Origin of the sequence: Streptomyces sp. NPDC000594 (genome assembly GCF_040299965.1) — a bacterium.
Lineage (GTDB): Bacteria > Actinomycetota > Actinomycetes > Streptomycetales > Streptomycetaceae > Streptomyces.
This window is the reverse complement of the sequence record NZ_JBEPCY010000008.1, coordinates 114,714-135,675: the sequence shown is the minus strand read 5'-3', so window position 1 is coordinate 135,675 and position 20,962 is coordinate 114,714. Positions and strand designations below refer to the sequence as shown.

At 73.4% G+C, this 20,962-nt stretch carries 22 protein-coding genes and 1 pseudogene; 18 read left to right on the top strand and 5 right to left on the bottom strand.

Annotation, left to right across the window (positions count from 1 at the left end; translation table 11 throughout):
- Nucleotides 1-15: 15 nt before the first annotated feature.
- The 7 genes from ABT354_RS14690 (at nucleotide 16) to ABT354_RS14660 (ending at nucleotide 5,614) form a co-directional block, all read left to right on the top strand.
- Nucleotides 16-1,146, top strand: a complete 1,131-nt coding sequence (locus ABT354_RS14690) for a histidinol-phosphate transaminase (protein ID WP_351493402.1) — start codon at nucleotides 16-18, stop codon at nucleotides 1,144-1,146.
- The gene (gene hisB, locus ABT354_RS14685) at nucleotides 1,143-1,736 is read left to right on the top strand and encodes an imidazoleglycerol-phosphate dehydratase HisB (RefSeq protein ID WP_351493400.1); all 594 of its coding nucleotides are present in this window, start codon (nucleotides 1,143-1,145) and stop codon (nucleotides 1,734-1,736) included. Before ABT354_RS14690 ends, hisB begins: the two co-directional genes overlap by 4 nt.
- A gap of 55 nt (nucleotides 1,737-1,791) precedes the next feature.
- Entirely contained in the window at nucleotides 1,792-1,956 is a 165-nt protein-coding gene (locus ABT354_RS14680; protein WP_351493398.1) for a CG2302 family histidine operon protein, read from the top strand.
- Nucleotides 1,953-2,597, top strand: coding sequence for an imidazole glycerol phosphate synthase subunit HisH (gene hisH, locus ABT354_RS14675; RefSeq protein ID WP_351493395.1), 645 nt, complete (start codon nucleotides 1,953-1,955; stop codon nucleotides 2,595-2,597). The genes ABT354_RS14680 and hisH overlap by 4 nt, the downstream gene beginning before the upstream one ends.
- Complete coding sequence (gene priA, locus ABT354_RS14670; protein ID WP_351493392.1) at nucleotides 2,594-3,319, top strand: bifunctional 1-(5-phosphoribosyl)-5-((5-phosphoribosylamino)methylideneamino)imidazole-4-carboxamide isomerase/phosphoribosylanthranilate isomerase PriA; 726 nt, start codon at nucleotides 2,594-2,596, stop codon at nucleotides 3,317-3,319. Before hisH ends, priA begins: the two co-directional genes overlap by 4 nt.
- Complete coding sequence (gene hisF, locus ABT354_RS14665) at nucleotides 3,316-4,077, top strand: imidazole glycerol phosphate synthase subunit HisF (protein WP_351493390.1); 762 nt, start codon at nucleotides 3,316-3,318, stop codon at nucleotides 4,075-4,077. The genes priA and hisF overlap by 4 nt, the downstream gene beginning before the upstream one ends.
- 331 nt (nucleotides 4,078-4,408) lie before the next feature.
- Complete coding sequence (locus ABT354_RS14660; RefSeq protein ID WP_351493673.1) at nucleotides 4,409-5,614, top strand: cytochrome P450 family protein; 1,206 nt, start codon at nucleotides 4,409-4,411, stop codon at nucleotides 5,612-5,614.
- 82 nt (nucleotides 5,615-5,696) lie between these two features.
- Here the strand turns inward: ABT354_RS14660 and ABT354_RS14655 are convergent, their stop codons facing one another.
- Entirely contained in the window at nucleotides 5,697-6,335 is a 639-nt protein-coding gene (locus tag ABT354_RS14655) for a TIGR03085 family metal-binding protein (protein ID WP_351493388.1), read from the bottom strand.
- An 84-nt stretch (nucleotides 6,336-6,419) separates the two neighbouring features.
- Here ABT354_RS14655 and hisI point away from each other — a divergent pair, with 84 nt between their 5' ends.
- The 11 genes from hisI to lgt all read left to right on the top strand — a co-directional run bounded on the left by hisI (nucleotide 6,420) and on the right by lgt (nucleotide 16,416).
- Nucleotides 6,420-6,803, top strand: coding sequence for a phosphoribosyl-AMP cyclohydrolase (gene hisI / locus ABT354_RS14650; RefSeq protein WP_351493386.1), 384 nt, complete (start codon nucleotides 6,420-6,422; stop codon nucleotides 6,801-6,803).
- A 9-nt stretch (nucleotides 6,804-6,812) separates the two neighbouring features.
- A complete protein-coding gene (locus ABT354_RS14645; protein ID WP_351493384.1) occupies nucleotides 6,813-8,327 on the top strand; it encodes an anthranilate synthase component I in 1,515 nt (504 codons plus the stop codon).
- A 25-nt stretch (nucleotides 8,328-8,352) separates the two neighbouring features.
- Nucleotides 8,353-9,012: a TIGR02234 family membrane protein gene (locus tag ABT354_RS14640; RefSeq protein WP_351493381.1), complete on the top strand. Its 660-nt coding sequence runs from the start codon at nucleotides 8,353-8,355 to the stop codon at nucleotides 9,010-9,012.
- 717 nt (nucleotides 9,013-9,729) lie between these two features.
- Nucleotides 9,730-10,008, top strand: coding sequence for an HGxxPAAW family protein (locus ABT354_RS14635; protein ID WP_351493379.1), 279 nt, complete (start codon nucleotides 9,730-9,732; stop codon nucleotides 10,006-10,008).
- A 139-nt stretch (nucleotides 10,009-10,147) separates the two neighbouring features.
- On the top strand, nucleotides 10,148-10,582 hold the full coding sequence (locus ABT354_RS14630; protein WP_502983413.1) for a DUF2752 domain-containing protein: 435 nt from the start codon (nucleotides 10,148-10,150) through the stop codon (nucleotides 10,580-10,582).
- A gap of 181 nt (nucleotides 10,583-10,763) precedes the next feature.
- Nucleotides 10,764-11,573: an indole-3-glycerol phosphate synthase TrpC gene (gene trpC / locus ABT354_RS14625; RefSeq protein ID WP_351493375.1), complete on the top strand. Its 810-nt coding sequence runs from the start codon at nucleotides 10,764-10,766 to the stop codon at nucleotides 11,571-11,573.
- A gap of 8 nt (nucleotides 11,574-11,581) precedes the next feature.
- Nucleotides 11,582-11,779: a tryptophan biosynthesis modulator TrpM gene (trpM, locus tag ABT354_RS14620; RefSeq protein WP_351493373.1), complete on the top strand. Its 198-nt coding sequence runs from the start codon at nucleotides 11,582-11,584 to the stop codon at nucleotides 11,777-11,779.
- Between the two features lie 334 nt (nucleotides 11,780-12,113).
- Nucleotides 12,114-13,352, top strand: coding sequence for a tryptophan synthase subunit beta (gene trpB / locus ABT354_RS14615; RefSeq protein ID WP_351493371.1), 1,239 nt, complete (start codon nucleotides 12,114-12,116; stop codon nucleotides 13,350-13,352).
- Nucleotides 13,349-14,173 carry a tryptophan synthase subunit alpha gene (trpA, locus tag ABT354_RS14610; protein ID WP_351493369.1) on the top strand — a complete coding sequence of 275 codons (825 nt, stop codon included), beginning with the start codon at nucleotides 13,349-13,351 and terminating at the stop codon, nucleotides 14,171-14,173. Before trpB ends, trpA begins: the two co-directional genes overlap by 4 nt.
- 97 nt (nucleotides 14,174-14,270) lie before the next feature.
- Complete coding sequence (locus ABT354_RS14605; protein ID WP_502983412.1) at nucleotides 14,271-15,329, top strand: DsbA family protein; 1,059 nt, start codon at nucleotides 14,271-14,273, stop codon at nucleotides 15,327-15,329.
- An 88-nt stretch (nucleotides 15,330-15,417) separates the two neighbouring features.
- Entirely contained in the window at nucleotides 15,418-16,416 is a 999-nt protein-coding gene (lgt, locus tag ABT354_RS14600; protein WP_351493367.1) for a prolipoprotein diacylglyceryl transferase, read from the top strand.
- 116 nt (nucleotides 16,417-16,532) lie between these two features.
- Here lgt and ABT354_RS14595 read toward each other — a convergent pair whose 3' ends face one another.
- The 4 genes and pseudogenes from ABT354_RS14595 to ABT354_RS38065 form a co-directional block, all read right to left on the bottom strand.
- Nucleotides 16,533-17,351, bottom strand: a complete 819-nt coding sequence (locus ABT354_RS14595) for an HpcH/HpaI aldolase/citrate lyase family protein (RefSeq protein ID WP_351493363.1) — start codon at nucleotides 17,349-17,351, stop codon at nucleotides 16,533-16,535.
- On the bottom strand, nucleotides 17,348-18,619 hold the full coding sequence (locus ABT354_RS14590; protein WP_351493361.1) for a CaiB/BaiF CoA transferase family protein: 1,272 nt from the start codon (nucleotides 18,617-18,619) through the stop codon (nucleotides 17,348-17,350). The genes ABT354_RS14595 and ABT354_RS14590 overlap by 4 nt, the downstream gene beginning before the upstream one ends.
- The gene (locus tag ABT354_RS14585) at nucleotides 18,616-19,524 is read right to left on the bottom strand and encodes a PfkB family carbohydrate kinase (protein WP_351493358.1); all 909 of its coding nucleotides are present in this window, start codon (nucleotides 19,522-19,524) and stop codon (nucleotides 18,616-18,618) included. The genes ABT354_RS14590 and ABT354_RS14585 overlap by 4 nt, the downstream gene beginning before the upstream one ends.
- A pseudogene (locus ABT354_RS38065) lies at nucleotides 19,521-20,567 on the bottom strand (ADP-ribosylglycohydrolase family protein); the annotation flags it as partial. The gene ABT354_RS14585 and the pseudogene ABT354_RS38065, both read right to left, overlap by 4 nt.
- Nucleotides 20,568-20,962: the final 395 nt, after the last annotated feature.

Below are 20,962 nucleotides of genomic sequence, written 5' to 3'. Positions count from 1 at the left end.
GAAGGTGCCCGGCAAGTGAGCGATACCCCCGACCGGGGCGGAATCCGGATCGGCGATCTGCCCATCCGTGAGGAGCTGCGCGGCAAGTCCCCGTACGGCGCCCCCCAGCTCGACGTACCCGTCCAGCTGAACACCAATGAGAACCCCTACCCCCTGCCGGAAGCCCTGGTGGAGCGGATCACCGAGCGGGTACGGGAGGCCGCGCGCGGCCTCAACCGCTACCCCGACCGGGACGCGGTCGAGCTGCGCACCGCGCTCGCCGGGTACCTCACCCGCACCACCGGCCACCCGGTCGCCCGGGAGAACGTCTGGGCCGCCAACGGCTCCAACGAGATCATCCAGCAGCTGCTCCAGACCTTCGGCGGCCCCGGCCGCCGCGCGATCGGCTTCGAGCCCTCGTACTCGATGCACGCACTGATCTCCCGGGGCACCGGCACCGAATGGATCTCCGGACCGCGCGACGACGACTTCACCGTCGACCTCGACGCCGCCCGGAACGCCATCGCCGAGCACCGCCCCGATGTCGTCTTCATCACCTCGCCCAACAACCCCACCGGCACCGCCGTCGACGCCGGCACCGTGCTCGCCCTGTACGAGGCGGCCCAGGCGGCCAAGCCCTCGCTGGTGGTCGTGGACGAGGCCTATGTGGAGTTCAGCCACCGGCCCTCGCTGCTCTCCCTGATCGAGGGCCGACCCGAGCTGGTGATCTCCCGCACCATGTCCAAGGCGTTCGGCGCCGCGGGGCTGCGCCTCGGCTATCTCGCCGCCCACCCCGCCGTGGTCGACGCCGTCCAGCTGGTCAGGCTGCCGTACCACCTCTCCGCGGTCACCCAGGCCACCGCGCTCGCCGCGCTGGAGCACACCGATACGCTGCTGGGGTACGTCGAACAGCTCAAGGCCGAGCGGGACCGGCTCGTCGCCGAGCTGCGTGCCATCGGGTACGAGGTGACCGACTCGGACGCCAATTTCGTCCAGTTCGGCCGCTTCGCCGACACCCACGACGCCTGGCAGAGCATCCTCGACCGGGGCGTCCTCGTCCGTGACAACGGCGTACCCGGGTGGCTGCGGGTGACCGCGGGCACCCCCGCCGAGAACGACGCGTTCCTCGACGCGGTCCGTGAGCTGAAGAAGGAGCAGAACGCATGAGCCGCGTGGGCAGGGTGGAGCGCACCACCAAGGAGACATCCGTCCTCGTCGAGATCGACCTCGACGGCACCGGCCGGGTCGAGGTGTCGACCGGGGTCGGCTTCTACGACCACATGCTCGACCAGCTCGGGCGGCACGGTCTCTTCGACCTCACGGTGAAGACCGAGGGCGATCTGCACATCGACACCCACCACACCATCGAGGACACCGCGCTCGCGCTGGGCGCCGCCTTCAGGCAGGCACTCGGCGACAAGGTCGGCATCTACCGCTTCGGCAACTGCACCGTCCCGCTGGACGAGTCGCTGGCCCAGGTGACGGTGGACCTCTCCGGGCGCCCCTATCTCGTGCACACCGAGCCCGAGAACATGGCGCCGATGATCGGTACGTACGACACCACGATGACCCGGCACATCTTCGAGTCCTTCGTGGCCCAGGCCCAGATCGCGCTGCACATCCACGTCCCGTACGGGCGCAACGCCCACCACATCGTGGAGTGCCAGTTCAAGGCGCTCGCGCGGGCCCTGCGCTACGCCAGCGAGCGCGACCCGCGGGCCGAGGGCATCCTCCCCTCCACCAAGGGGGCCCTGTGACGGACACACGGGCAGCGGCAGTGACAGACAGTGGCACAGTGAACGGAACGGTGTTGTGAACGGCCTCTCGACCACCCTCATCGTCGTGGGGCTCTTCCTCCTCGGCGGTGTCTACTCCTTCGCGAAGCAGAAGCTGCCGCGCGGGGTGATCGGCCTGCTCGCCTTCGGCGCGGCGATGTGCCTGCTCGCCGGAGTGATGCGGCTGGAGGTGTGGGCATGAGCGGGGGACGCAAAAAGGTCGTCGTCTTCGACTACGGATTCGGCAACATCCGCTCCGCCGAGCGGGCCCTGGCCCGGGTCGGCGCCGAGGTGGAGATAACGCGCGACTTCGACACCGCCATGAACGCCGACGGACTGCTCGTCCCCGGCGTCGGCGCCTTCTCCGCCTGCATGGACGGGTTGCGGGCCGCCCGGGGCGACTGGATCATCGGCCGCCGGCTCTCCGGCGGCCGCCCGGTGATGGGCATCTGCGTCGGGATGCAGATCCTCTTCGCCCGGGGCATCGAGCACGGCGTCGAGACCGAGGGGCTGGACGAGTGGCCCGGCACCGTCGGCCCGCTGAAGGCCCCCGTCGTTCCCCATATGGGCTGGAACACCGTCGAGACCCCGGCCGACAGCGAGCTGTTCGCCGGGCTCGACGCCGACGCCCGCTTCTACTTCGTGCACTCCTACGCGGTGCACGACTGGGAGCTGGAGGTCACCAATCCGGCCATCCGCGCCCCCCGGGTCACCTGGGCCACCCATGGTGAGCGCTTTGTCGCCGCTGTGGAGAACCGGGCGCTGTGGGCGACCCAGTTCCACCCCGAGAAGTCCGGCGACGCCGGTGCCCAGCTGCTGACCAACTGGATCGGAACACTGTGAGCAAGCTCGAACTCCTCCCCGCCGTCGATGTCCGCGACGGTCAGGCCGTCCGTCTCGTCCACGGCGAGTCCGGTACGGAGACCTCCTACGGCTCCCCGCTCGACGCCGCCCTCGCCTGGCAGCGCGCGGGTGCCGAGTGGCTGCACCTGGTGGACCTGGACGCCGCCTTCGGCACCGGGGACAACCGGGAGCTGATCGCCGAGGTCACCCGCACGATGGAGATCAAGGTCGAGCTGTCGGGCGGCATCCGGGACGACGCCTCGCTCGCCGCCGCGCTGGCCACCGGCTGCACCCGGGTCAATCTGGGCACCGCCGCCCTGGAGACCCCCGAGTGGGTCGCCAAGGTCATCGCCGAGCACGGCGACCGGATCGCCGTCGGCCTCGACGTCCGCGGCACCACCCTGCGCGGCCGGGGCTGGACCCGTGACGGCGGCGACCTCTACGAGACGCTGGCCCGGCTCGACGCCGAGGGCTGCGCCCGCTATGTCGTCACCGACATCGCCAAGGACGGCACCCTCCAGGGCCCCAATCTGGAGCTGCTGGCCGAGGTGTGCTCCCGTACCGACAAGCCGGTGGTCGCCTCCGGCGGGGTCGCCTCCCTGGACGATCTGCGGGCCATCGCCTCGCTGGTGCCCCAGGGCGTGGAGGGCGCCATCGTCGGCAAGGCGCTCTACGCCAAGGCGTTCACCCTGGAGGAGGCGCTGGCGGTGGTCGCCCAGTGAGCGAAACCCTCGCGGTCCGGGTCATCCCCTGTCTCGACGTCGACAACGGCCGGGTCGTCAAGGGGGTCAACTTCCAGAACCTCCGGGACGCCGGTGACCCGGTCGAGATGGCCAAGGTGTACGACGCGGAGGGCGCCGACGAGCTGACCTTCCTCGACATCACCGCCTCCTCCGGTGACCGCGAGACCACCTATGACGTGGTGCGCCGCACCGCCGAGCAGGTCTTCATCCCGCTGACCGTGGGCGGCGGGGTGCGCTCCGCCGAGGACGTGGACCGGCTGCTGCGCGCGGGCGCCGACAAGGTGGGCGTGAACACCGCCGCCATCGCCCGTCCGGAGCTGATCCAGGAGATCGCGGAGCGTTTCGGCCGTCAGGTGCTGGTGCTCTCGGTGGACGCCCGGCGCACCCCCTCCGGCTCCTTCGAGGTGACCACCCACGGCGGTCGCCGGGGCACCGGCCTCGACGCCGTGGAGTGGGCGCACCGCGCCGCCGAGCTGGGCGCGGGCGAGATCCTGCTGAACTCGATGGACGCCGACGGCACCAAGGGCGGCTATGACATCGAGATGATCCGGGCGGTCCGCCGGCATGTCGGCGTCCCGGTGATCGCCAGTGGTGGCGCGGGCCGGACGGAGGACTTCCCGCCGGCGATCGAGGCGGGCGCCGACGCGGTCCTGGCGGCCTCCGTCTTCCACTTCGGCGATCTGCGGATCGCGCAGGTCAAGGACGCTCTCCGGGAGGCGGGCCACCCGGTCCGCTAGGGAGTGTCTTCAAAGTAGCGTCGTTCGCCCGGAGGGCGTGCCGGGCGGGGTCTGGTGCGTGCAATCGCAAGGCGGAGGAGGGAGTCCATGCGGAGCATCGGCGACCGACGACAACATCGCGAGTGTGCGTGCCAGGGCACGGCCGGCAGACGGGACTTTGAAGACACGACCTAGCCCCCCGGGGGATCCTTTGGGTCTTTTACGGCCCGCCGCGGCACCGGCCGTCGGCGGGCCGTTCTCGATGGACGAACTGTCCGAGAAGTGGCGTTCTCGGGACCCCGAATCAGGGTAAACGTGTGTTCGACTCATGATCCTGATCAGGGAGACCCGCATGGCGGCCCGGCCCATCGCCGATCTGTTACAGCTCAGCCCCGACTTCGAACGCGACCCCTACCCCGTGTACGCGGCGCTCCGCGCCGAGGGGCCCGTCCACCATGTGCGGGTGCCGAGGGGGGTGGAGCTGTATCTCGTCCTCGGCCATGAGGCCTGCCGCACCGCCTACACCGATCCCCGCTTCAGCAGGGACTGGCTGAAGTCCGACCAGATCACCGAGATCATGGAGATCGACCCGGCCGCCCCCGCCCTCCAGCACATGCTGATGATGGACCCGCCGGACCACACCCGGCTGCGGCGGCTGGTCAGCCGGGAGTTCACCACCCGGCGGATCGAGGGGCTGGCCCCCCGCATCCAGGAGATCACCGACGAGCTGCTGGACACCATGCTCGCCCGGGAGGACCACCGGGCCGATCTGATCGCGTCCTTCGCCTTCCCGCTGCCCATGGCCGTCATCTGCGAGCTGCTGGGCGTGCCCGAACTGGACCGGAACGCCTTCCGCGCCTGGTCCAACCAGATCGTCTCACCGGTCGACACCTCCGCCGAGAAGGACGCCTATGAGCAGATGGGCGCCTATCTCCTGAAACTGATCGAGGCGAAACGGGCCGCCCCCGGCGAGGACCTCCTCAGCGGCCTCATCCACACCGTGGACGAGGGCGGCGACCGGCTCTCGCCCCCGGAGCTGATCGGGATGTGCGCGCTGCTCCTGATCGCCGGCCATGAGACCACCGTCAACCTCATCGGCAACGGCCTGCGGGCCCTGCACGACCACCCGGAGCAGCTCGCCGCGGTGCGCGAGGACCCCGAGCTGTTCGAAGGGGCCGTCGAGGAGATGCTGCGCTACGACGGACCCGTGGAGACCAGCACCATCCGGCTGGTCCTGGAGGATGTGGAGCTGGGCGGGGTGACCATACCCAAGGGGTCGGCCGCGCTGATCGTCCAGGGGGACGCCGGCCGTGACCCGGCCCGCTTCGACCGGCCGGAGACCTTCGACGTCCGCCGTGACGCCCGGGGCCATATGGCCTTCGGCCACGGCATCCACCACTGCCTGGGGGCACCGCTGGCCCGGCTGGAGGCCAGGATCGCCTTCCGCAGCCTGCTGGAGCGCTGTCCCGATCTGACGCTCACCGCCGACGAGAAGGAGCTGCCCTGGGTCAAGGGCATGCTGATGCGGGGGGTCAAGGAGCTGCCGATCGCCTGGTGAGCCGAGGCCGGGGTGTTCCCGGCCCCGCCCGGGGCCGGGAACACCCCGGTGCGTACCGCTCAGGGGCGGCGCCCGGGACCGCTCAGAGCGCGATACCCAGCCGGGCGGTGCGCACCCGCTCCACCGCCTCCTTGTCACCCGACAGATCCACCTGCGCCGCGCCCTGCCGCCCGAAGGCGAAGAGCGTCAGCTCGCTCGGCTCACCCGTCACCGTCACCACCGGCGTCCCCTTGCGCGCCACCGCCGTCTGACCGTCCGGCCGCCGCAGCACCAGACCCACCGGGGACTTCCGCCCCAGCAGCCGCGCACCCTTCTCCAGCCGCGCCCAGAGCGCGTCCTCGAAGACCCGGTCCAGCGGCCGCGCGGTCCAGTCCGGCTGGGCCCGGCGCACATCCTCGGCGTGGACGAAGAACTCCACCGTGTTCGCCGCCTCGTCCACCTGCTTCAGCGCGTACGGGGAGAGCCTCGGCGGCCCGGTGCGGATCAGCTGGATCAGCTCCTCGAAGGGCTTCGCCGCGAACTCCGACTGGATCCGCTCCAGCCGGCCCCGCAGCGCCCCGACGACAATCCCGGCCGCCGCGTCCGTGCGGCGCTCCCGCACGACCACATGGGCCGCGAGATCACGAGCCGTCCAGCCCTCGCAGAGCGTGGGCGCGTCCGGCCCGGACGCCTCCAACAGATCCGCGAGCAGAAGCCGTTCACGCTTGGCATGGGTCGACATGGGCCCAGCCTACGGCCGCCCACCACGGTCCGCCCAGTGGACGCGCCCGCCCGCCGGGCGCACGGGCGCGGCACAATGGGCGGCATGAGCAGCAGTGCCCCCGCGAGCGCCCCCGTACCCCCCAGCGGCCTGGACCCCGAGATCGCCGCCCGCCTCAAGCGTGGCGCCGACGGCCTCTTCCCCGCCGTGGCCCAGCAGTACGACACCGGTGAGGTGCTGATGCTGGGGTGGATGGACGACGAGGCGCTGCACCGCACCCTCACCACCGGGCGTGCCACCTACTGGTCCCGCAGCCGCCAGGAGTACTGGGTCAAGGGCGACACCTCCGGCCATGTCCAGCGGGTGAGGTCGGTCGCCCTCGACTGCGACGCCGACACCGTCCTGGTCCGGGTCGACCAGGAGGGCGCCGCCTGTCACACCGGCGACCGCACCTGCTTCGACGCGGGCCTTCTCCCGCTCGGCCAGTAGGGTCACGCCATGGAACTGGAGACCTTCCGCAAGCTCGCCGCCGACCGGCGTGTCATCCCCGTCAGCCGCCGGCTGCTGGCCGACGGGGACACCCCGGTCGCGCTCTACCGCAAGCTCGCCGCCGAACGCCCCGGCACCTTCCTGCTGGAGTCCGCCGAGAACGGCCGGTCCTGGTCCCGGTACTCCTTCGTCGGCGTGCGCAGCGCCGCCACCCTCACCGAGCGGGACGGCCGGGCCCACTGGCACGGCACCCCGCCCGTCGGGGTTCCCGTCGACGGCGACCCGCTCGCCGCGCTCCGGGCCACGGTGGAGACGCTCCACACCCCCGCCCACCCCGCCGACGACCCCGATCTGCCGGGCCTGCCGCCCTTCACCGGCGGCATGGTCGGCTACCTCGGCTACGACATCGTCCGCCGGCTGGAGAAGATCGGCCCCGGCGACCGCGACGATCTGCGGCTCCCCGAGCTGACCATGCTGCTCACCTCCGACCTCGCGGTGCTCGACCACTGGGACGGCACCGTGCTCCTGATCGCCAACGCGATCAACCACAACGACCTCGACACCGGGATCGACGAGGCGTACACGGACGCGGTCGCCCGCCTCGACGCCATGGAGGCCGATCTGCGCCGCCCGCTGGTCTCGGAGCCGACCGCGCTGCCCCCCTCCGAGCTGCCCGACTTCTCCGCCCAGTGGGGCGGCGAGCGGTACCAGGAGGCCGTGGAGGACATCAAGGAGCGGATCCGGGCCGGCGAGGCGTTCCAGGTGGTGCCCTCGCAGCGGTTCGAGACCGTCTGCACCGCGAGCGCCCTGGATGTGTACCGGGTGCTGCGGGCCACCAACCCCAGCCCGTACATGTACCTCTTCCGCCTCGACGGCTTCGATGTCGTCGGCTCCAGCCCCGAGGCGCTGGTCAAGGTGGAGGACGGACACGCCATGGTCCACCCCATCGCCGGGACCCGCCCGCGCGGCGCGACCCCGCAGGAGGACCAGGCGCTCGGCGAGGAACTCCTCGCCGACCCCAAGGAGCGCGCCGAGCATCTGATGCTGGTCGACCTCGGCCGCAACGACCTCGGCCGGGTCTGCGAGCCCGGCAGCGTCGAGGTGGTCGACTTCATGTCCATCGAGCGCTACTCCCATGTGATGCACATCGTCTCCACCGTCACCGGCCGGGTCGCCACCGGGCGGACCGCCTTCGACGTCCTCACCGCCTGCTTCCCGGCGGGCACCCTCTCGGGGGCGCCCAAGCCGCGCGCGATGCAGATCATCGATGAGCTGGAGCCCTCCCGGCGCGGGCTGTACGGCGGCTGTGTCGGCTATCTCGACTTCGCGGGCAACACCGACACCGCCATTGCCATCCGTACCGCACTGCTCCGCGACGGAACGGCGTTTGTGCAGGCCGGAGCGGGTGTGGTGGCGGACTCCGACCCGGTGGCCGAGGACACCGAGTGCCGGAACAAGGCCGCGGCGGTGCTCCGCGCGGTCCATACGGCCAACCGGCTGGGCCACCGGGAGCCGACCGGCTGACGGGCCCGGACGGGCGTAGGGGATAGTGGGGTACGTGAGTGCCGTACCCGTACCCCAGCCCCGTGCCACCTCCGCCGAGGCCGCGGCCACGGCCGCGAACACCGCCCGCCGCAGTCTTGTGGCGGCGCTGGTGCTCGGCGCCGCGGGCGCCGGTGTCGTCCTGCTCAGCTCCGGCCGGACCTGGGCCGAGGGGAACGCCGCCGTCGTCGGCGGCGCCCTGCCCGTGACGGCCGACGGCGGCGAGGTCACCGGCCTGCCCACCGCCCTCGCCGTGGTCTCCCTCGCCGCGCTCGTCGCCGTCTTCGCCGTCCGGGGCGTCGGCCGGATCCTGGTCTCCGCACTGCTCGTCCTCTCCGGCGCGGCGGCGGGGACCATGTCCTACCTCGCCGGTACGGCGGACGACGCGCTGAGCGACAAGGCCATCCGGACCACCGGCGACTCGGCCGTCGTCCTCTCCGGACTGAGCCATACGGCGTGGCCCTATGTGAGCGTGGCGGGCGCGGTCCTGCTGCTGCTCGCCGGGGTGCTCGCGCTCCGCCACGGCTCCTCCTGGCCCGCGATGTCCGGCCGCTACGAACGCGACGGCTCGCCCCGCTCCGCCCGCACCCCGGCCACCACCGACCCGGACCGCCCCGAGGACCTCTGGAAGGCCCTGGACCGCGGCGAGGACCCCACCGACACGTAACGCCCTGCCGGGCGGGTACGGGGGCCTCCGGCTCGCGGACCTTCCCCTGGGCCCTGGGGGGGGCCTGGGGAGGCCCCGTGCTGGGCCCTCTGGGGGTCTGGGGGGATCGGGTGCCGGCCCGGGTCCGGGGAGGCCCCAGGCTGGGTCTCCGGCGGGTCCGGGCAGGCTCCATTGATCGGCCCTTGAGGGTCCGGGAGATCCCGTGCCTGCCCCAGCGGGTCCGGGAGGCCCCACGCTAGGTCCCCGGCCATGCTTGGCCCTGGCGGGCCTGGCGGCCCGTGCCGGCTCCAGCGGGTCCGGGGCGGCCCCACGCTGGGTCTCTGGTGGGCCTGGGGAGGCGCCACGCCGGGTCCTGGCGGGCCTGGGGGCCCGTGTCGGGCTCCCGGGGGTTCGGGGAGGCTCCGGGCCGGCGCCTGGTGGGTCCGGGCTGGAGTCGGCGGGGCCGGGCTGTGGGTGGGCGCCGGGGAGCCGTGTCGGGGCCGGCGGGCCGGCGGGCCTGCGGTGAGGCTTTCCGGCCGGGGCGCGGGGCGGGTCGGTGTGGCCGGGGCCGGGGCCCCGGGGTGTGCCGCAACCCGCCCGGAGGGCGCCCCGCGCGCGTGCGGGTCCACCCCGTACGGAACAATGGTCAAGAGCCCCTGGCTCACCCCCGGGACGCGGTGCGACCCACGCCCGCCCCACCACGAGCACCAGCAGAGCATCGTCAGCGAGGAGCAACTCATGTCGGCCACCGCCCACGGACACACCCCGGCCGCCTGGACCGGCGTCGTCATCTCCTTCGTCGGCTTCTGCATCGCCGGCGTCTTCATGGTCGCCGCCAACCCCCTGGGCTTCTGGGGCGGCATCGCGGTCGTCTTCCTCGGCGGCGCCGTCGGCCTGGCCATGCGCATGGCCGGCATGGGGATGCCGAAGCGGACCGCCGAGCAGCTGGAGGCCCGCGAGAAGGCCACCGAGGCCGCCCGGCTGCGCCACCAGGAAGCCCTCGCCTCGCGTTCCTGAACGCCCCCGGCCCCGTAGCGACGGGGCCCGGACCCGAGGCGCGGCCCCGCACACCGGGCCGCGCCTCTTCGCGCTCTCCGCGCCGCTCCGGGGCCCCGGGATCATCCGGGTCACCCGGGTGATCGGGGACAATCACGGAGTGGACGCCATGCCTCCTCCCGTCGCCGCCGGAGCGCCCCGCGCCGCCCGGCGGATCGTCGCCCCGCTCGCCGTCGCCGCCGCGGCGGCCGGGGCCTTCGCCTATGTGGGCGCGGTCGACCCGAACGAGCCCGGCCACTACCCCGTCTGCCCGCTGCTGAACCTCACCGGCCTCTACTGCCCGGGGTGCGGAGGGCTGCGCAGCGCCCACGCCGTCGTCCACGGCGACCTCCCCGCCGCCCTCGGCGCCAACGCCCTGGCCGTCGTCGCGTACGCGGTCCTCGCCGTCGTCTGGGTCCTCTGGCTGGTCCGCGCCGCCCGCGCCCGGCCCCCGCTGCGCACCCCCGCGCCGCTGTGGTGGTGGTCGCTCGGCGGAGTACTGCTGATCTTCGCGGTGATCCGCAATCTTCCCTTCGGCGCGGCGCTCGCCCCCTGAGCGGGCCCGCGCACGCCGGTGCGCGGGATTTCCGCCGGTCCGCGACCCGCCGCCGCCGTGCTCCCGCGGTGTCCCACCCAGTGGGACGCCGACCGGCCTGATGCGCAGCGCACAGGCCGGTCCGGATACCATCGAGGGGCAGGGATCCGAACACCAAACGTGCCGAAAGGGGGCCGCTCGGGTGAGTGTGCTCGACGAGATCATCGAAGGCGTCCGCGCCGACCTCGCGGAACGGCAGGCGCGTGTCAGCCTCGACGAGCTCAAGGAGCGCGCCGCCAAGGCCCCCGCCGCCCGGGACGGCGCCGCCGCGCTCCGCGGCGAAGGCGTTCAGGTCATCTGCGAGGTGAAGCGCTCCAGCCCCTCCAAGGGCGCGCTCGCCGCCATCGCGGACCCCGCCGGGCTCGCCGCCGACTACGAGGCGGGCGGCGCGGCCGTCATCTCCGTCCTCACGGAGCAGCGCCGCTTCGGCGGCTCCCTCGCCGACCTGGAGGCCGTGCGCGCCCGGGTCGACATCCCCGTCCTGCGCAAGGACTTCATCGTCACCGCCTACCAGCTCTGGGAGGCCCGTGCCCACGGTGCCGACCTCGCGCTGCTGATCGTCGCCGCGCTGGAGCAGGAGGCCCTGGTCTCGCTGATCGAGCGCGCCGAGTCGATCGGGCTGACCCCGCTGGTCGAGGTGCACGACGAGGAGGAGATCGAGCGCGCCGTGGACGCGGGCGCCCGGGTCATCGGCGTCAACGCCCGTAACCTCAAGACGCTGGAAGTGGACCGGGGCACCTTCGAGCGGGTCGCCGACGACATCCCCGCCGGGATCGTCAAGGTCGCCGAGTCCGGGGTGCGCGGCCCCCATGATCTGATCGCCTACGCCAATGCGGGCGCCGACGCCGTCCTGGTCGGGGAGTCCCTGGTCACCGGGCGTGACCCCCGGGCCGCCGTGGCCGATCTGGTCGCCGCCGGAGCCCACCCGGCGCTCCGCCACGGGCGGGGCTGACCCCTGCCATGACCACCGCCGCCGCCCGCCGTCGTCCGCGCCCCGCCCCCGGGGCCGCGTACGCGCGCCTGGCCCGTGGCTGCCGCCCCCGCGGCTGCCGCGCGCCCGCACGGCGGGTCCACGGGCGGCGGGTCCGCTATGTGATCGGCTCGGAGCCCGGCCAGGTCAACGGCATGCGATGGCGGCCCGGCTCCGCGCACCGCTGAGGCCCGGCCGGATCCTTTCCGGCCCGCCCCGCCCGTGTGCCGCGTGACCGTCCCCGCCCACCCGGGTACGGCCGTACACCGCAGTCGTGTACGGGCGTATCCGCACGGTGACCCGGGGTGCGGCCCGCGGCCGGAGCCTTCCCGCCGCCGCTGAACCTTCCTCTCCGTTCGCCCTCCGGACGGCCGGGCGCACCCCTGTGCCCCCGGCCGGGTCCGGCGGGCGGGCGCGGGACGGAGCGGACCCACGGCGGGGAGCGGCGTCGGCGTGTGCGCCCTCCGTCCTCGTATCCATCGGAACGTCAGGGGCCGTGGGCCCCTGTGAGGAGTGCACCGGATGTCCACCGATTTCTTCATCCCGGACCCCGAGGGCGCGGTGCCCAGCGCCGCGGGCTACTTCGGTGACTACGGCGGCAAGTTCATCCCCGAGGCGCTGGTCGCCGCGGTCGACGAGGTCGCCGTCGAGTACGAGAAGGCCAAGGCCGATCCGGCCTTCACCGCCGAGCTGACCGATCTGCTGGTCAACTACACCGGCCGGCCCAGCGCCCTGACCGAGGTGCCCCGGTTCGCCGAGCACGCGGGCATGGCCCGGATCTTCCTCAAGCGGGAGGATCTCAACCACACCGGATCACACAAGATCAACAACGTGCTGGGCCAGGCGCTGCTCACCCGGCGCATGGGCAAGACCCGGGTGATCGCCGAGACCGGCGCCGGCCAGCACGGCGTCGCCACCGCCACCGCCTGCGCCCTCTTCGGCCTGGACTGCACCATCTACATGGGCGAGGTCGACACCCAGCGGCAGGCGCTGAACGTCGCCCGGATGCGGATGCTCGGCGCCGAGGTCGTCCCGGTGAAGTCCGGCAGCCGCACCCTCAAGGACGCCATCAACGAGGCGTTCCGCGACTGGGTCGCCAATGTCGACCACACCCACTACCTCTTCGGCACCGTCGCGGGGCCCCACCCCTTCCCGGCCATGGTGCGCGACTTCCACCGGGTGATCGGGGTGGAGGCGCGCCGCCAGATCCTGGAGCGGGCGGGCCGGCTCCCCGACGCGGCGCTCGCCTGTGTCGGCGGCGGCTCCAACGCCATCGGGCTCTTCCACGCCTTCATCCCGGACGCCTCCGTGCGGCTCATCGGCTGTGAACCGGGCGGGCACGGCATCGCCTCCGGGGAGCACGCGGCCACCCTGACCGCGGGCGAGCCGGGCATTCTGCACGGTTCGCGGTCCTATGTCCTCCAGGACGACGAGGGCCAGATCACCGAGCCGTACTCGATCTCCGCCGGGCTCGACTACCCGGGCATCGGCCCGGAGCACTCGTACCTCAAGGACTCCGGGCGGGCCGAGTACCGCGCGGTCACCGACGACGACGCCATGAGCGCGCTGCGGCTGCTCTCCCGTACCGAGGGCATCATCCCGGCGATCGAGTCGGCGCACGCCCTCGCCGGAGCGCTGGAGGTCGGCCGGGAACTGGGCAGCGAGGGGCTGATCCTCGTCAATCTGTCCGGACGTGGCGACAAGGACATGGACACCGCCGCCCGCTACTTCGGGCTGTACGAGGGGGAGAACGCCCAGTGAGCGGGAATCTGGCACTGCTGAACGACACGCTCGCCGCGGCGAAGGCCGAGGACCGGGCGGCACTCATCGCCTATCTCCCGGCCGGGTTCCCCACGGTCGACGACGGGATCGCGGCGGTCACCGCGGTCCTGGACGGCGGCGCGGACGTGGTCGAGGTGGGTCTGCCGCACAGCGACCCGGTCCTCGACGGGCCGGTCATCCAGACCGCCGACGACATCGCCCTGCGCGGCGGGGTACGGATCGCCGATGTGCTGCGCACGGTCCGGGAGGCGTTCGCCGCCACCGGGAAGCCGGTGCTGGTCATGACGTACTGGAACCCCATCGACCGGTACGGTGTCGAGCGGTTCACCACCGAGCTGGCCGAGGCGGGCGGCGCCGGCTGCATCCTGCCGGACCTGCCGGTCGAGGAGTCCGCGACCTGGCGGGAGCACGCGGCGAAGCACGGTCTCGCCACCGTCTTCGTGGTCGCGCCCAGCAGCCGTACCGAGCGGATCGGCACCATCGCCGAGGCGGGTTCCGGCTTTGTCTACGCCGCCTCGCTGATGGGGGTCACCGGCACCCGCGAGAGCGTCGGCACCCAGGCCCAGGACCTGGTGCAGCGCACCCGGAGCACCACCGATCTGCCGGTCTGCGTGGGCCTCGGCGTCTCCAACACGGAGCAGGCGGCCGAGGTCGCCTCCTTCGCCGATGGAGTGATCGTCGGCTCCGCCTTCGTCAAGCGGATCCTGGACGCCCCCGACACCGCGGCGGGCATCACCGCCGTGCGCGGGCTCGCCGCCGAGCTGGCCCAGGGAGTGCGCCGGGGGCGCGCCAACGACTGACACGCCCCTTTCGTACGGGATCACCCCCTGATCACTCGTACGGGTGGAAGTGCGACCGGGGAGGCGCGCAGGTGCCTCCCCGGTTCGTTTGCGGGATGTGAACGAGAGCAACGACAGGAACGACCACGGCACCGGCGGCGCGGCCCCCCGGCCGTCCGCCCGGGAGCGCATCGAGCGGGAGCGCGAGCGCGAGAAGACCCGGGAGCGCCGCCGCAGAGTGGTGATCGTCTCATCGGCGGTGGTGGTGATCCTCGGACTCGCCGCCGTCGTCGGCGTGATCGCGGCGAACACCGACTCCTCCGACGAGGGCGGCTCGCGCTCCGGCCGTGTGGTGCCCCCGGCGGGCGCCCGGGGCGCGACCCGGCTGGCGATCCCGGTGGGCGCGCAGGACGCCCCGTCCACCCTCACCGTCTGGGAGGACTTCCGCTGCCCGGTCTGCGCCCAGTTCGAGAACATCTTCCGGGACACCATCCATGACCTGGAGAAGAGCGGCGCCATCAAGGTGGAGTACCACCTCGCCACGATCATCGACGGGAACATGGGCGGCAGCGGATCGCTGCGCGCCGCCAACGCCGCGGCCTGCGCCCAGGACGCCGGGAAGTTCGACGCGTACCACGATGTCCTCTTCCAGAACCAGCCGCCGGAGCCGGACGACGCCTTCGGGAAGAACAGCCGGCTGATCGAGCTGGCGGACAAGGTGCCGGGGCTGAACACCAGCACGTTCCGCAGCTGTGTGGAGGACGGCACCCATGACTCCTGGGTCGCCGCGTCCAACAAGGCGTTCTCCGAGGGCGGTTTCCGGGGCACCCCGACGGTCCTGCTCAACGGAGAGTCGATCTTCCCGGACAAGGGCGGGGAGCAGATCTCGGTGGCCAACCTGAAGAAGTGGGTGGCCGAGGCCAACAAGGACAAGAAGCCGGGGACCCGTACCCCGGCGCCGCCCTCCGGTTCACCGGCGCAGGCACCGCCCGCCTCCGGTGCGCCCACCTCGCCCGCCGCCCCGCAGGCCGGGGGCGCGACCGCGGCCTCCTCGGCCGCCCCGCCGCAGTCCGCCCAGCCCCCGTCGGAGCCCGCCGGCGCGGGGGCTCCCGAGGCGGTCCCCCCGGCCGTTCCCCCGGCCGTTCCGGCACCTCAGGGAGGTCCGGGGACGCCGTAGCGGCCTGGCCGCGCGGCGGGCCCGTTACCCATACGTTGCGCGGGCGGGTTGTCCCGTCCGCCGTGTGGCACGGTAGCGTCGAGGTGCCATGGATATTGCCTACATTCCGAGCCCGTCGACCGGAGTGCTCCATCTCGGACCACTTCCGCTGCGCGGCTACGCGTTCTGCATCATCATCGGTGTCTTCGTAGCCGTCTGGTACGGCAACAAGCGGTGGGTCGCCCGTGGCGGCAAGGCCGGCACCGTGGCCGACATCGCCGTCTGGGCGGTGCCCTTCGGCCTGGTCGGCGGCCGGCTCTACCACGTGATCACCGACTACCAGCTGTACTTCAGCGAGGGTGAGAACTGGGTCGACGCCCTCAAGATCTGGGAGGGCGGCCTCGGTATCTGGGGGGCCATCGCCTTCGGTGCCCTCGGTGCCTGGATCGGCTGCCGCAGGCGGGGCATCCCGCTCCCCGCGTGGGCGGACGCCGTGGCGCCCGGTATCGCCATCGCCCAGGCCATCGGCCGCTGGGGCAACTGGTTCAACCAGGAGCTGTACGGCAAGCCGACCGACCTGCCCTGGGCGCTGGAGATCAGCGAGGGCCTCAACCGCGAGGCCGGGCTCTACCACCCGACCTTCCTGTACGAGTCGCTGTGGTGCATCGGGGTCGCGCTGCTGGTGATCTGGGCCGACCGCCGTTTCCGGCTCGGGCACGGCCGTGCCTTCGCGCTCTATGTCGCCGCCTACTGCGCGGGCCGGGGCTGGATCGAGTACATGCGGGTCGACGAGGCCCATGAGGTGCTCGGGCTGCGGCTCAATGTCTGGACCTCGATCCTGGTCTTCGTCCTCGCGGTGGTCTACATCGTGGTCTCGGCGCGGCTGCGGCCGGGCCGGGAGGAGATCGTGGAGCCGGAGCGTCCGGGCGCGGGCGACGGCTCCGGTACTGCTCCGGCTGCGGACGGGGCGAAGGCCGACGCTGCCGAGGCCGGCACGTCCAAGGCCGGTACCTCCAAGAAGGCAGCCAGTTCCGAGAAGACCACCGGCTCCGGGAAGACCGCTGATGCCGGGAAGCCGGACGCGTCGGAGAAGGCTGTGAAGAGCTGACGGCGACGGCCGTACGGACCGCCCTGAGGCCTCCGTACCGGCCATGAGCCTCCCGCACGGGCCCCGGAACCTCCTGGTTCCGGGGCCCGTGTGTCGGTGGCCCCGGCCCGGGGGGCTCAGGAGGGCAGCCGGCGCTGGGCCAGGCCCAGGGTGCGGCGGGCGGCGGCGACGATCGCCGCGTCCACGAAACGCCCGTCGGGCAGGGCGAACGCCCCGGTGCCGGGGCCCGCCGCCGCGACGATCTCCGCCGCCGCCTCGACCTCCTCGGGCGCGGGGCGGAAGGCCCGTTCGATCACCGGCAGCTGCCGGGGGTGGATGGCGGCCCGGCCCAGGAAGCCGTACGCACGGCCCCGGACACAGGAGGCGTGCAGCGCCGCCAGATCGCGGATGTCCGGGAAGACGGACTGCGGCGGGGGCGGCAGCCCCGCCGCACGGGCGGCGACCACGATCCTGGAGCACGGCCAGTCGAGCGCGGCGCCCTCCCGTACCCCCAGGTCGGCGCGGAGATCGGCCTCCCCGATCGAGATCCCGTGGACGGCGGGGTGGGCGGTGGCGATGGCATACGCGTGCTCGATCGCCAGCGCGGACTCCAGCAGCGGATGGAGCGGGACCCCGGGCGCCAGCCGGGCGACCCGGTGGATGTCAGTGGTGTGTGCGACCTTGGGAAGACGCAGGGCGCTGAGGCCGGGCAGTCCGGTCAGCGTCTCGATTTCCTGGGCGGAGCGGGGGGAGCTGACGCGCACATGGACCGGGAGCGGCTGACGGGATGCGAGCAGTTCGGCTGTGGCGGCGAGGGCGTATTTCCGCCGGGCGGGCGGAACCGCGTCCTCCAGATCGATGATCACGGCGTCGGTGGGGGCGGCGAGCGCCTTGAGCACCACCTCCGGCCGGTCGCCGGGGGCATAGAGATAGGTCAGCGGGGGCGTGGTGGTCATAGCGCTCCCTGGTCCCGGAGCGCGGCGATATCGGCCGGGGTGAGACCGATTCCGGTGAGGACCTCCTCGGTGTCCGCGCCATGGGGCCGGCCGGCCCAGCGGATCGCGCCCGGGGTGCCGGAGAGCCGGAAGAGGACGTTCTGCATCCGCAGCGGGCCGAGTTCCGGGTCGTCCACCTCGGTGATGGTGTCCAGCGCGCGGTACTGCGGGTCCTCCATCACCTCCCGGATGTCCTGGACCGGGGCCACGGCCGCCTCGGCCTTCTCGAAGGCGGCCAGGACCTCGTCGCGGGAGCGGCGGGCGATCCAGCCGCCGACGGCCTCGTCCAGCTCATCGGCGTGCCCGGCCCGCCCGGTGCCGCTGGTGAACCACGGCTCCTCGGTCAGCTCCGGCCGTCCCACCAGCCGCAGCAGCCGTTCGGCGACGGACTGGGCGGAGGTGGAGACGGCCAGCCAGTGGCCGTCGGCGGTGCGATAGGTGTTGCGGGGCGCGTTGTTGCGGGAGCGGTTGCCGGTACGGGGCTGGACATAGCCGAGCTGGTCGTACCAGATCGGCTGGGGGCCGAGCACGGTGAGGATCGGCTCGATGATCGCCATGTCCACCAGCTGGCCCCGGCCGGTGATGTCCCGGGCCCGCAGCGCGGTCAGTACGGCGTAGGCGGTGGCCAGGGCGGCGATGGAGTCGGCGAGTCCGAAGGGGGGAAGGGTCGGCGGTCCGTCGGGTTCCCCGGTGACGGCGGCGAAGCCGCTCATCGCCTCGGCGAGGGTGCCGAAGCCGGGACGGTGGGCGTAGGGGCCGAACTGCCCGAAGCCGGTGACCCGGGTGAGGACCAGCCGGGGGTTGGCCGCGCTCAGCTCCGGCCAGCCGAGGCCCCAGCGTTCCAGGGTGCCGGGGCGGAAGTTCTCGATCACCACATCGGCGGTGGCCGCGAGCCTCAGCAGGGTGTCCCGGCCGCCGGGGGCGGAGAGATCGAGGGTGATGGTCCGCTTGTTCCGGCCGAGGAGCTTCCACCACAGGCCCACCCCGTCCCGGGCGGGGCCATGGCCCCGGGACGGGTCGGGGCGGTCGGGGTGCTCCACCTTGATCACCTCGGCACCGAAGTCACCGAGGAGGGTGGCGGCGAGCGGACCGGCGAAGAGAGTGGCGATATCGAGCACCCGCAGCCCGCCGAGGGCCGTGGGGGAGGCGGGGGCGGGCCCATCGGGTACGGGTCGATCGGGCACGGGCGTATCGGATGCGGGCGCATCGGGGGCGGGGGGCCGGTTCATGAGGCGCTCTCGATCTCCGGTCGGAAGGGCATGGCGGTGGCGGCCCCGGGGCGGCGGGCGCGGAGCGCGGCGGCGGCGGTCGCGAAGCGCAGGGCCCGGGGCAGGGGCGTGCCCTCGCCGAGGGCGACGGCGAGGGCCCCGGCGAAGGCGTCGTCCGGACCCCGGGGCTCCACGGCGGTGGCGGTACGGTCCCCGGCCGGGCCGCCGGGGGCCGGGACGGTCAGTGGCCCGGTGCCCCGCGCGCGGTACAGACACCCCGCCGTGCCGAGGACGACCACCACCTCCGGCACCCGGTCGAGCAGGGCCCTGGCCGCCGTCTCGGTGTCATCGGCGCCGGTGAGGGCCCTGGCCTCGGCGGCGGTGGGGACCAGCAGATCGGTGGCGGCGAGGAGTTCGGGCGGCGGCGGCCCGTTCGGCGAGGGGGTGAGCACGGTCCGTACCCCGTGGCGCCGTGCGACGAGGGCGCCGTCGAGGACGGCGGAGAGGGGCGTCCCGAGGGAGAGCAGCAGGGTGTGGGCGGAGGCGATCAGGGCCTCGTCCCCGGGATCGAGGGAGGTGACGGTGGCGTTGGCGCCGGGCAGGAGGACCCCCGTACGGACGCCGTCGTCGTCCACGACCAGATGGGCGGTGCCGGAGGGGCCCTCCATGGTGCGCAGCAGATCGGTGTCGACGCCGCAGGAGTCCAGCGTATGGCGGAGGGTGGTGCCGAAGCGGTCGGTGCCGACCGCCCCGATCACCGCCACGTCCCCGCCCGCGCGGGAGGCGGCGACGGCCTGGTCGGTGCCCCGGCCGCCGGGGAGGGTGAGCAGCTCCCGCCCGGTGACGGTCTCACCGGTCCCGGGCGCCCGGGTGACCAGGGCGACCAGGTCCATCTGGATGCCGCCGAGTACCACGATGCCGGTCATGGGCGGCACGCCTCCCGATGGGTGAGCCGGGCGAGGGTGTCGAAGCCGACCCCGTCGAATCCGGCGACCGATGTGGCCAGGCGGTTCTTGAGCGGGGCGGTCCAGCGGTCGGGCAGGGCGTCGGGGTGTCCGGCGAGCAGCCCCGTGAGGGACCCGGCGGTCGCGCCGTTGGAGTCGGTGTCCCAGCCGCCGGAGACGACCCGGCAGATGGAGCCGGAGAAGTCCCCGTCCGCGTGGGTGAGGGCGGCGGCGAGCAGTGCGGCGTTGGGGACGGTGTGCACCCAGTGGTAGTGGCCGTAGGCGGTGTGCAGCCGGTCCACCACGGTGTCGAAGCAGGTCTCGGCGCGGGCCTGGCCGATGCCGAAGCGGATGGCGCGGGCCAGCCGTGAGCCGGGCGGCACCACGGTCAGCCCGGTGGCGAGCGCCCCGTGCACATCGTGGCCGCCGCCCGCGGCGGCGGCGATCACGGCGGCGAGGAACATCGCGCCGTGGACGCCGCTGCCGGTATGGCTGAGCACGGCGTCCTCGTGGGCCCGCTCGGCGGCGGTGCCGGGTGCGCCGGGGTGGGTCCAGCCATGGACATCGGCGCGGATGGCAGCGCCGATCCACTCCCGGAAGGGGTTGCGGAAGACGGCGGTGTACGGGGGTTCGACGCCGCAGAGGAGGTTGCGGTAGGCGACGCGCTCGGCGGTGAAGGTCCGGCCGGCGGGGAGTTCGTCCAGCCATACCCGAGCCACGTCGGTGGTGCGGAAGTGCCGTCCATGGCGCTGGAGCAGAAGGAGGTTGAGCAGGGGGTAGTCGAGGTCGTCGTCCTCGGGCATCCCGTCGATGTTCTCGGCGAGGGCGACGGTGGCGGAGCGCCGGTTCCACGGGTGCGTCCGGGCCAGGTCGGCGGGGAGCCCGCGCGCGGTGAACCAGGTGGTGACGGGCCAGTTGCCGGTGGCCCGGCCGATGGCCCGGATGCCGTGCAGCGGCAGCTTCTCCACCGGCTTGCCCAGCAGGCACCCCACGGCCCGGCCGAGCCATGCGGCGTGCAGCGCGTCGGTGTACGCGGCCCCACCCTGACGGCAGCCCCAGCCCTCGGGGGCCTCGCCCTCTCCTCCGGGGCACCCGGATGCCCCGTCCTCGCCGGCCACCGGGTGCCCGGAGCCTTGCTGCCGCCGCACCAGGCCCTCCACGCGGGCCGCGTTCCGGCCCGTGTCCGGTACGGCCGCCCTGACCGCCGCGACGACGTCGGGGCCGGGGGCAGACTCGGAGCGCGGCGCCGTGTCCGCTGCCACTGCGGCCCGGTCGGGGTCGGCGCTGCCCGCTGCGCCGTGGGTGGGCCCTGCGGTGTCCGTGGGGGCGGTGGGCCGGGGGCCGCGTGGGGAGTGGACCCCGTCCGTGGTGGGGGTGTCGGGTGGATGCGCCCCCGCGGTGGCCGGGGCGGGTCCGGCGC

Coding starts and splice junctions, on each gene's coding strand:
- ABT354_RS14660 (WP_351493673.1), top strand. CDS start 4,409: ATGGCGGCCCGGCCCATCGCCGATCTGTTACAGCTCAGCCCCGACTTC.
- ABT354_RS14585 (WP_351493358.1), bottom strand. CDS start 19,524: ATGACCGGCATCGTGGTACTCGGCGGCATCCAGATGGACCTGGTCGCC.
- trpM (WP_351493373.1), top strand. CDS start 11,582: ATGACCACCGCCGCCGCCCGCCGTCGTCCGCGCCCCGCCCCCGGGGCC.
- hisB (WP_351493400.1), top strand. CDS start 1,143: ATGAGCCGCGTGGGCAGGGTGGAGCGCACCACCAAGGAGACATCCGTC.
- ABT354_RS14645 (WP_351493384.1), top strand. CDS start 6,813: ATGGAACTGGAGACCTTCCGCAAGCTCGCCGCCGACCGGCGTGTCATC.
- ABT354_RS14595 (WP_351493363.1), bottom strand. CDS start 17,351: ATGACCACCACGCCCCCGCTGACCTATCTCTATGCCCCCGGCGACCGG.
- ABT354_RS14635 (WP_351493379.1), top strand. CDS start 9,730: ATGTCGGCCACCGCCCACGGACACACCCCGGCCGCCTGGACCGGCGTC.
- hisH (WP_351493395.1), top strand. CDS start 1,953: ATGAGCGGGGGACGCAAAAAGGTCGTCGTCTTCGACTACGGATTCGGC.
- ABT354_RS14590 (WP_351493361.1), bottom strand. CDS start 18,619: ATGAACCGGCCCCCCGCCCCCGATGCGCCCGCATCCGATACGCCCGTG.
- lgt (WP_351493367.1), top strand. CDS start 15,418: ATGGATATTGCCTACATTCCGAGCCCGTCGACCGGAGTGCTCCATCTC.
- trpB (WP_351493371.1), top strand. CDS start 12,114: ATGTCCACCGATTTCTTCATCCCGGACCCCGAGGGCGCGGTGCCCAGC.
- hisI (WP_351493386.1), top strand. CDS start 6,420: ATGAGCAGCAGTGCCCCCGCGAGCGCCCCCGTACCCCCCAGCGGCCTG.
- ABT354_RS14655 (WP_351493388.1), bottom strand. CDS start 6,335: ATGTCGACCCATGCCAAGCGTGAACGGCTTCTGCTCGCGGATCTGTTG.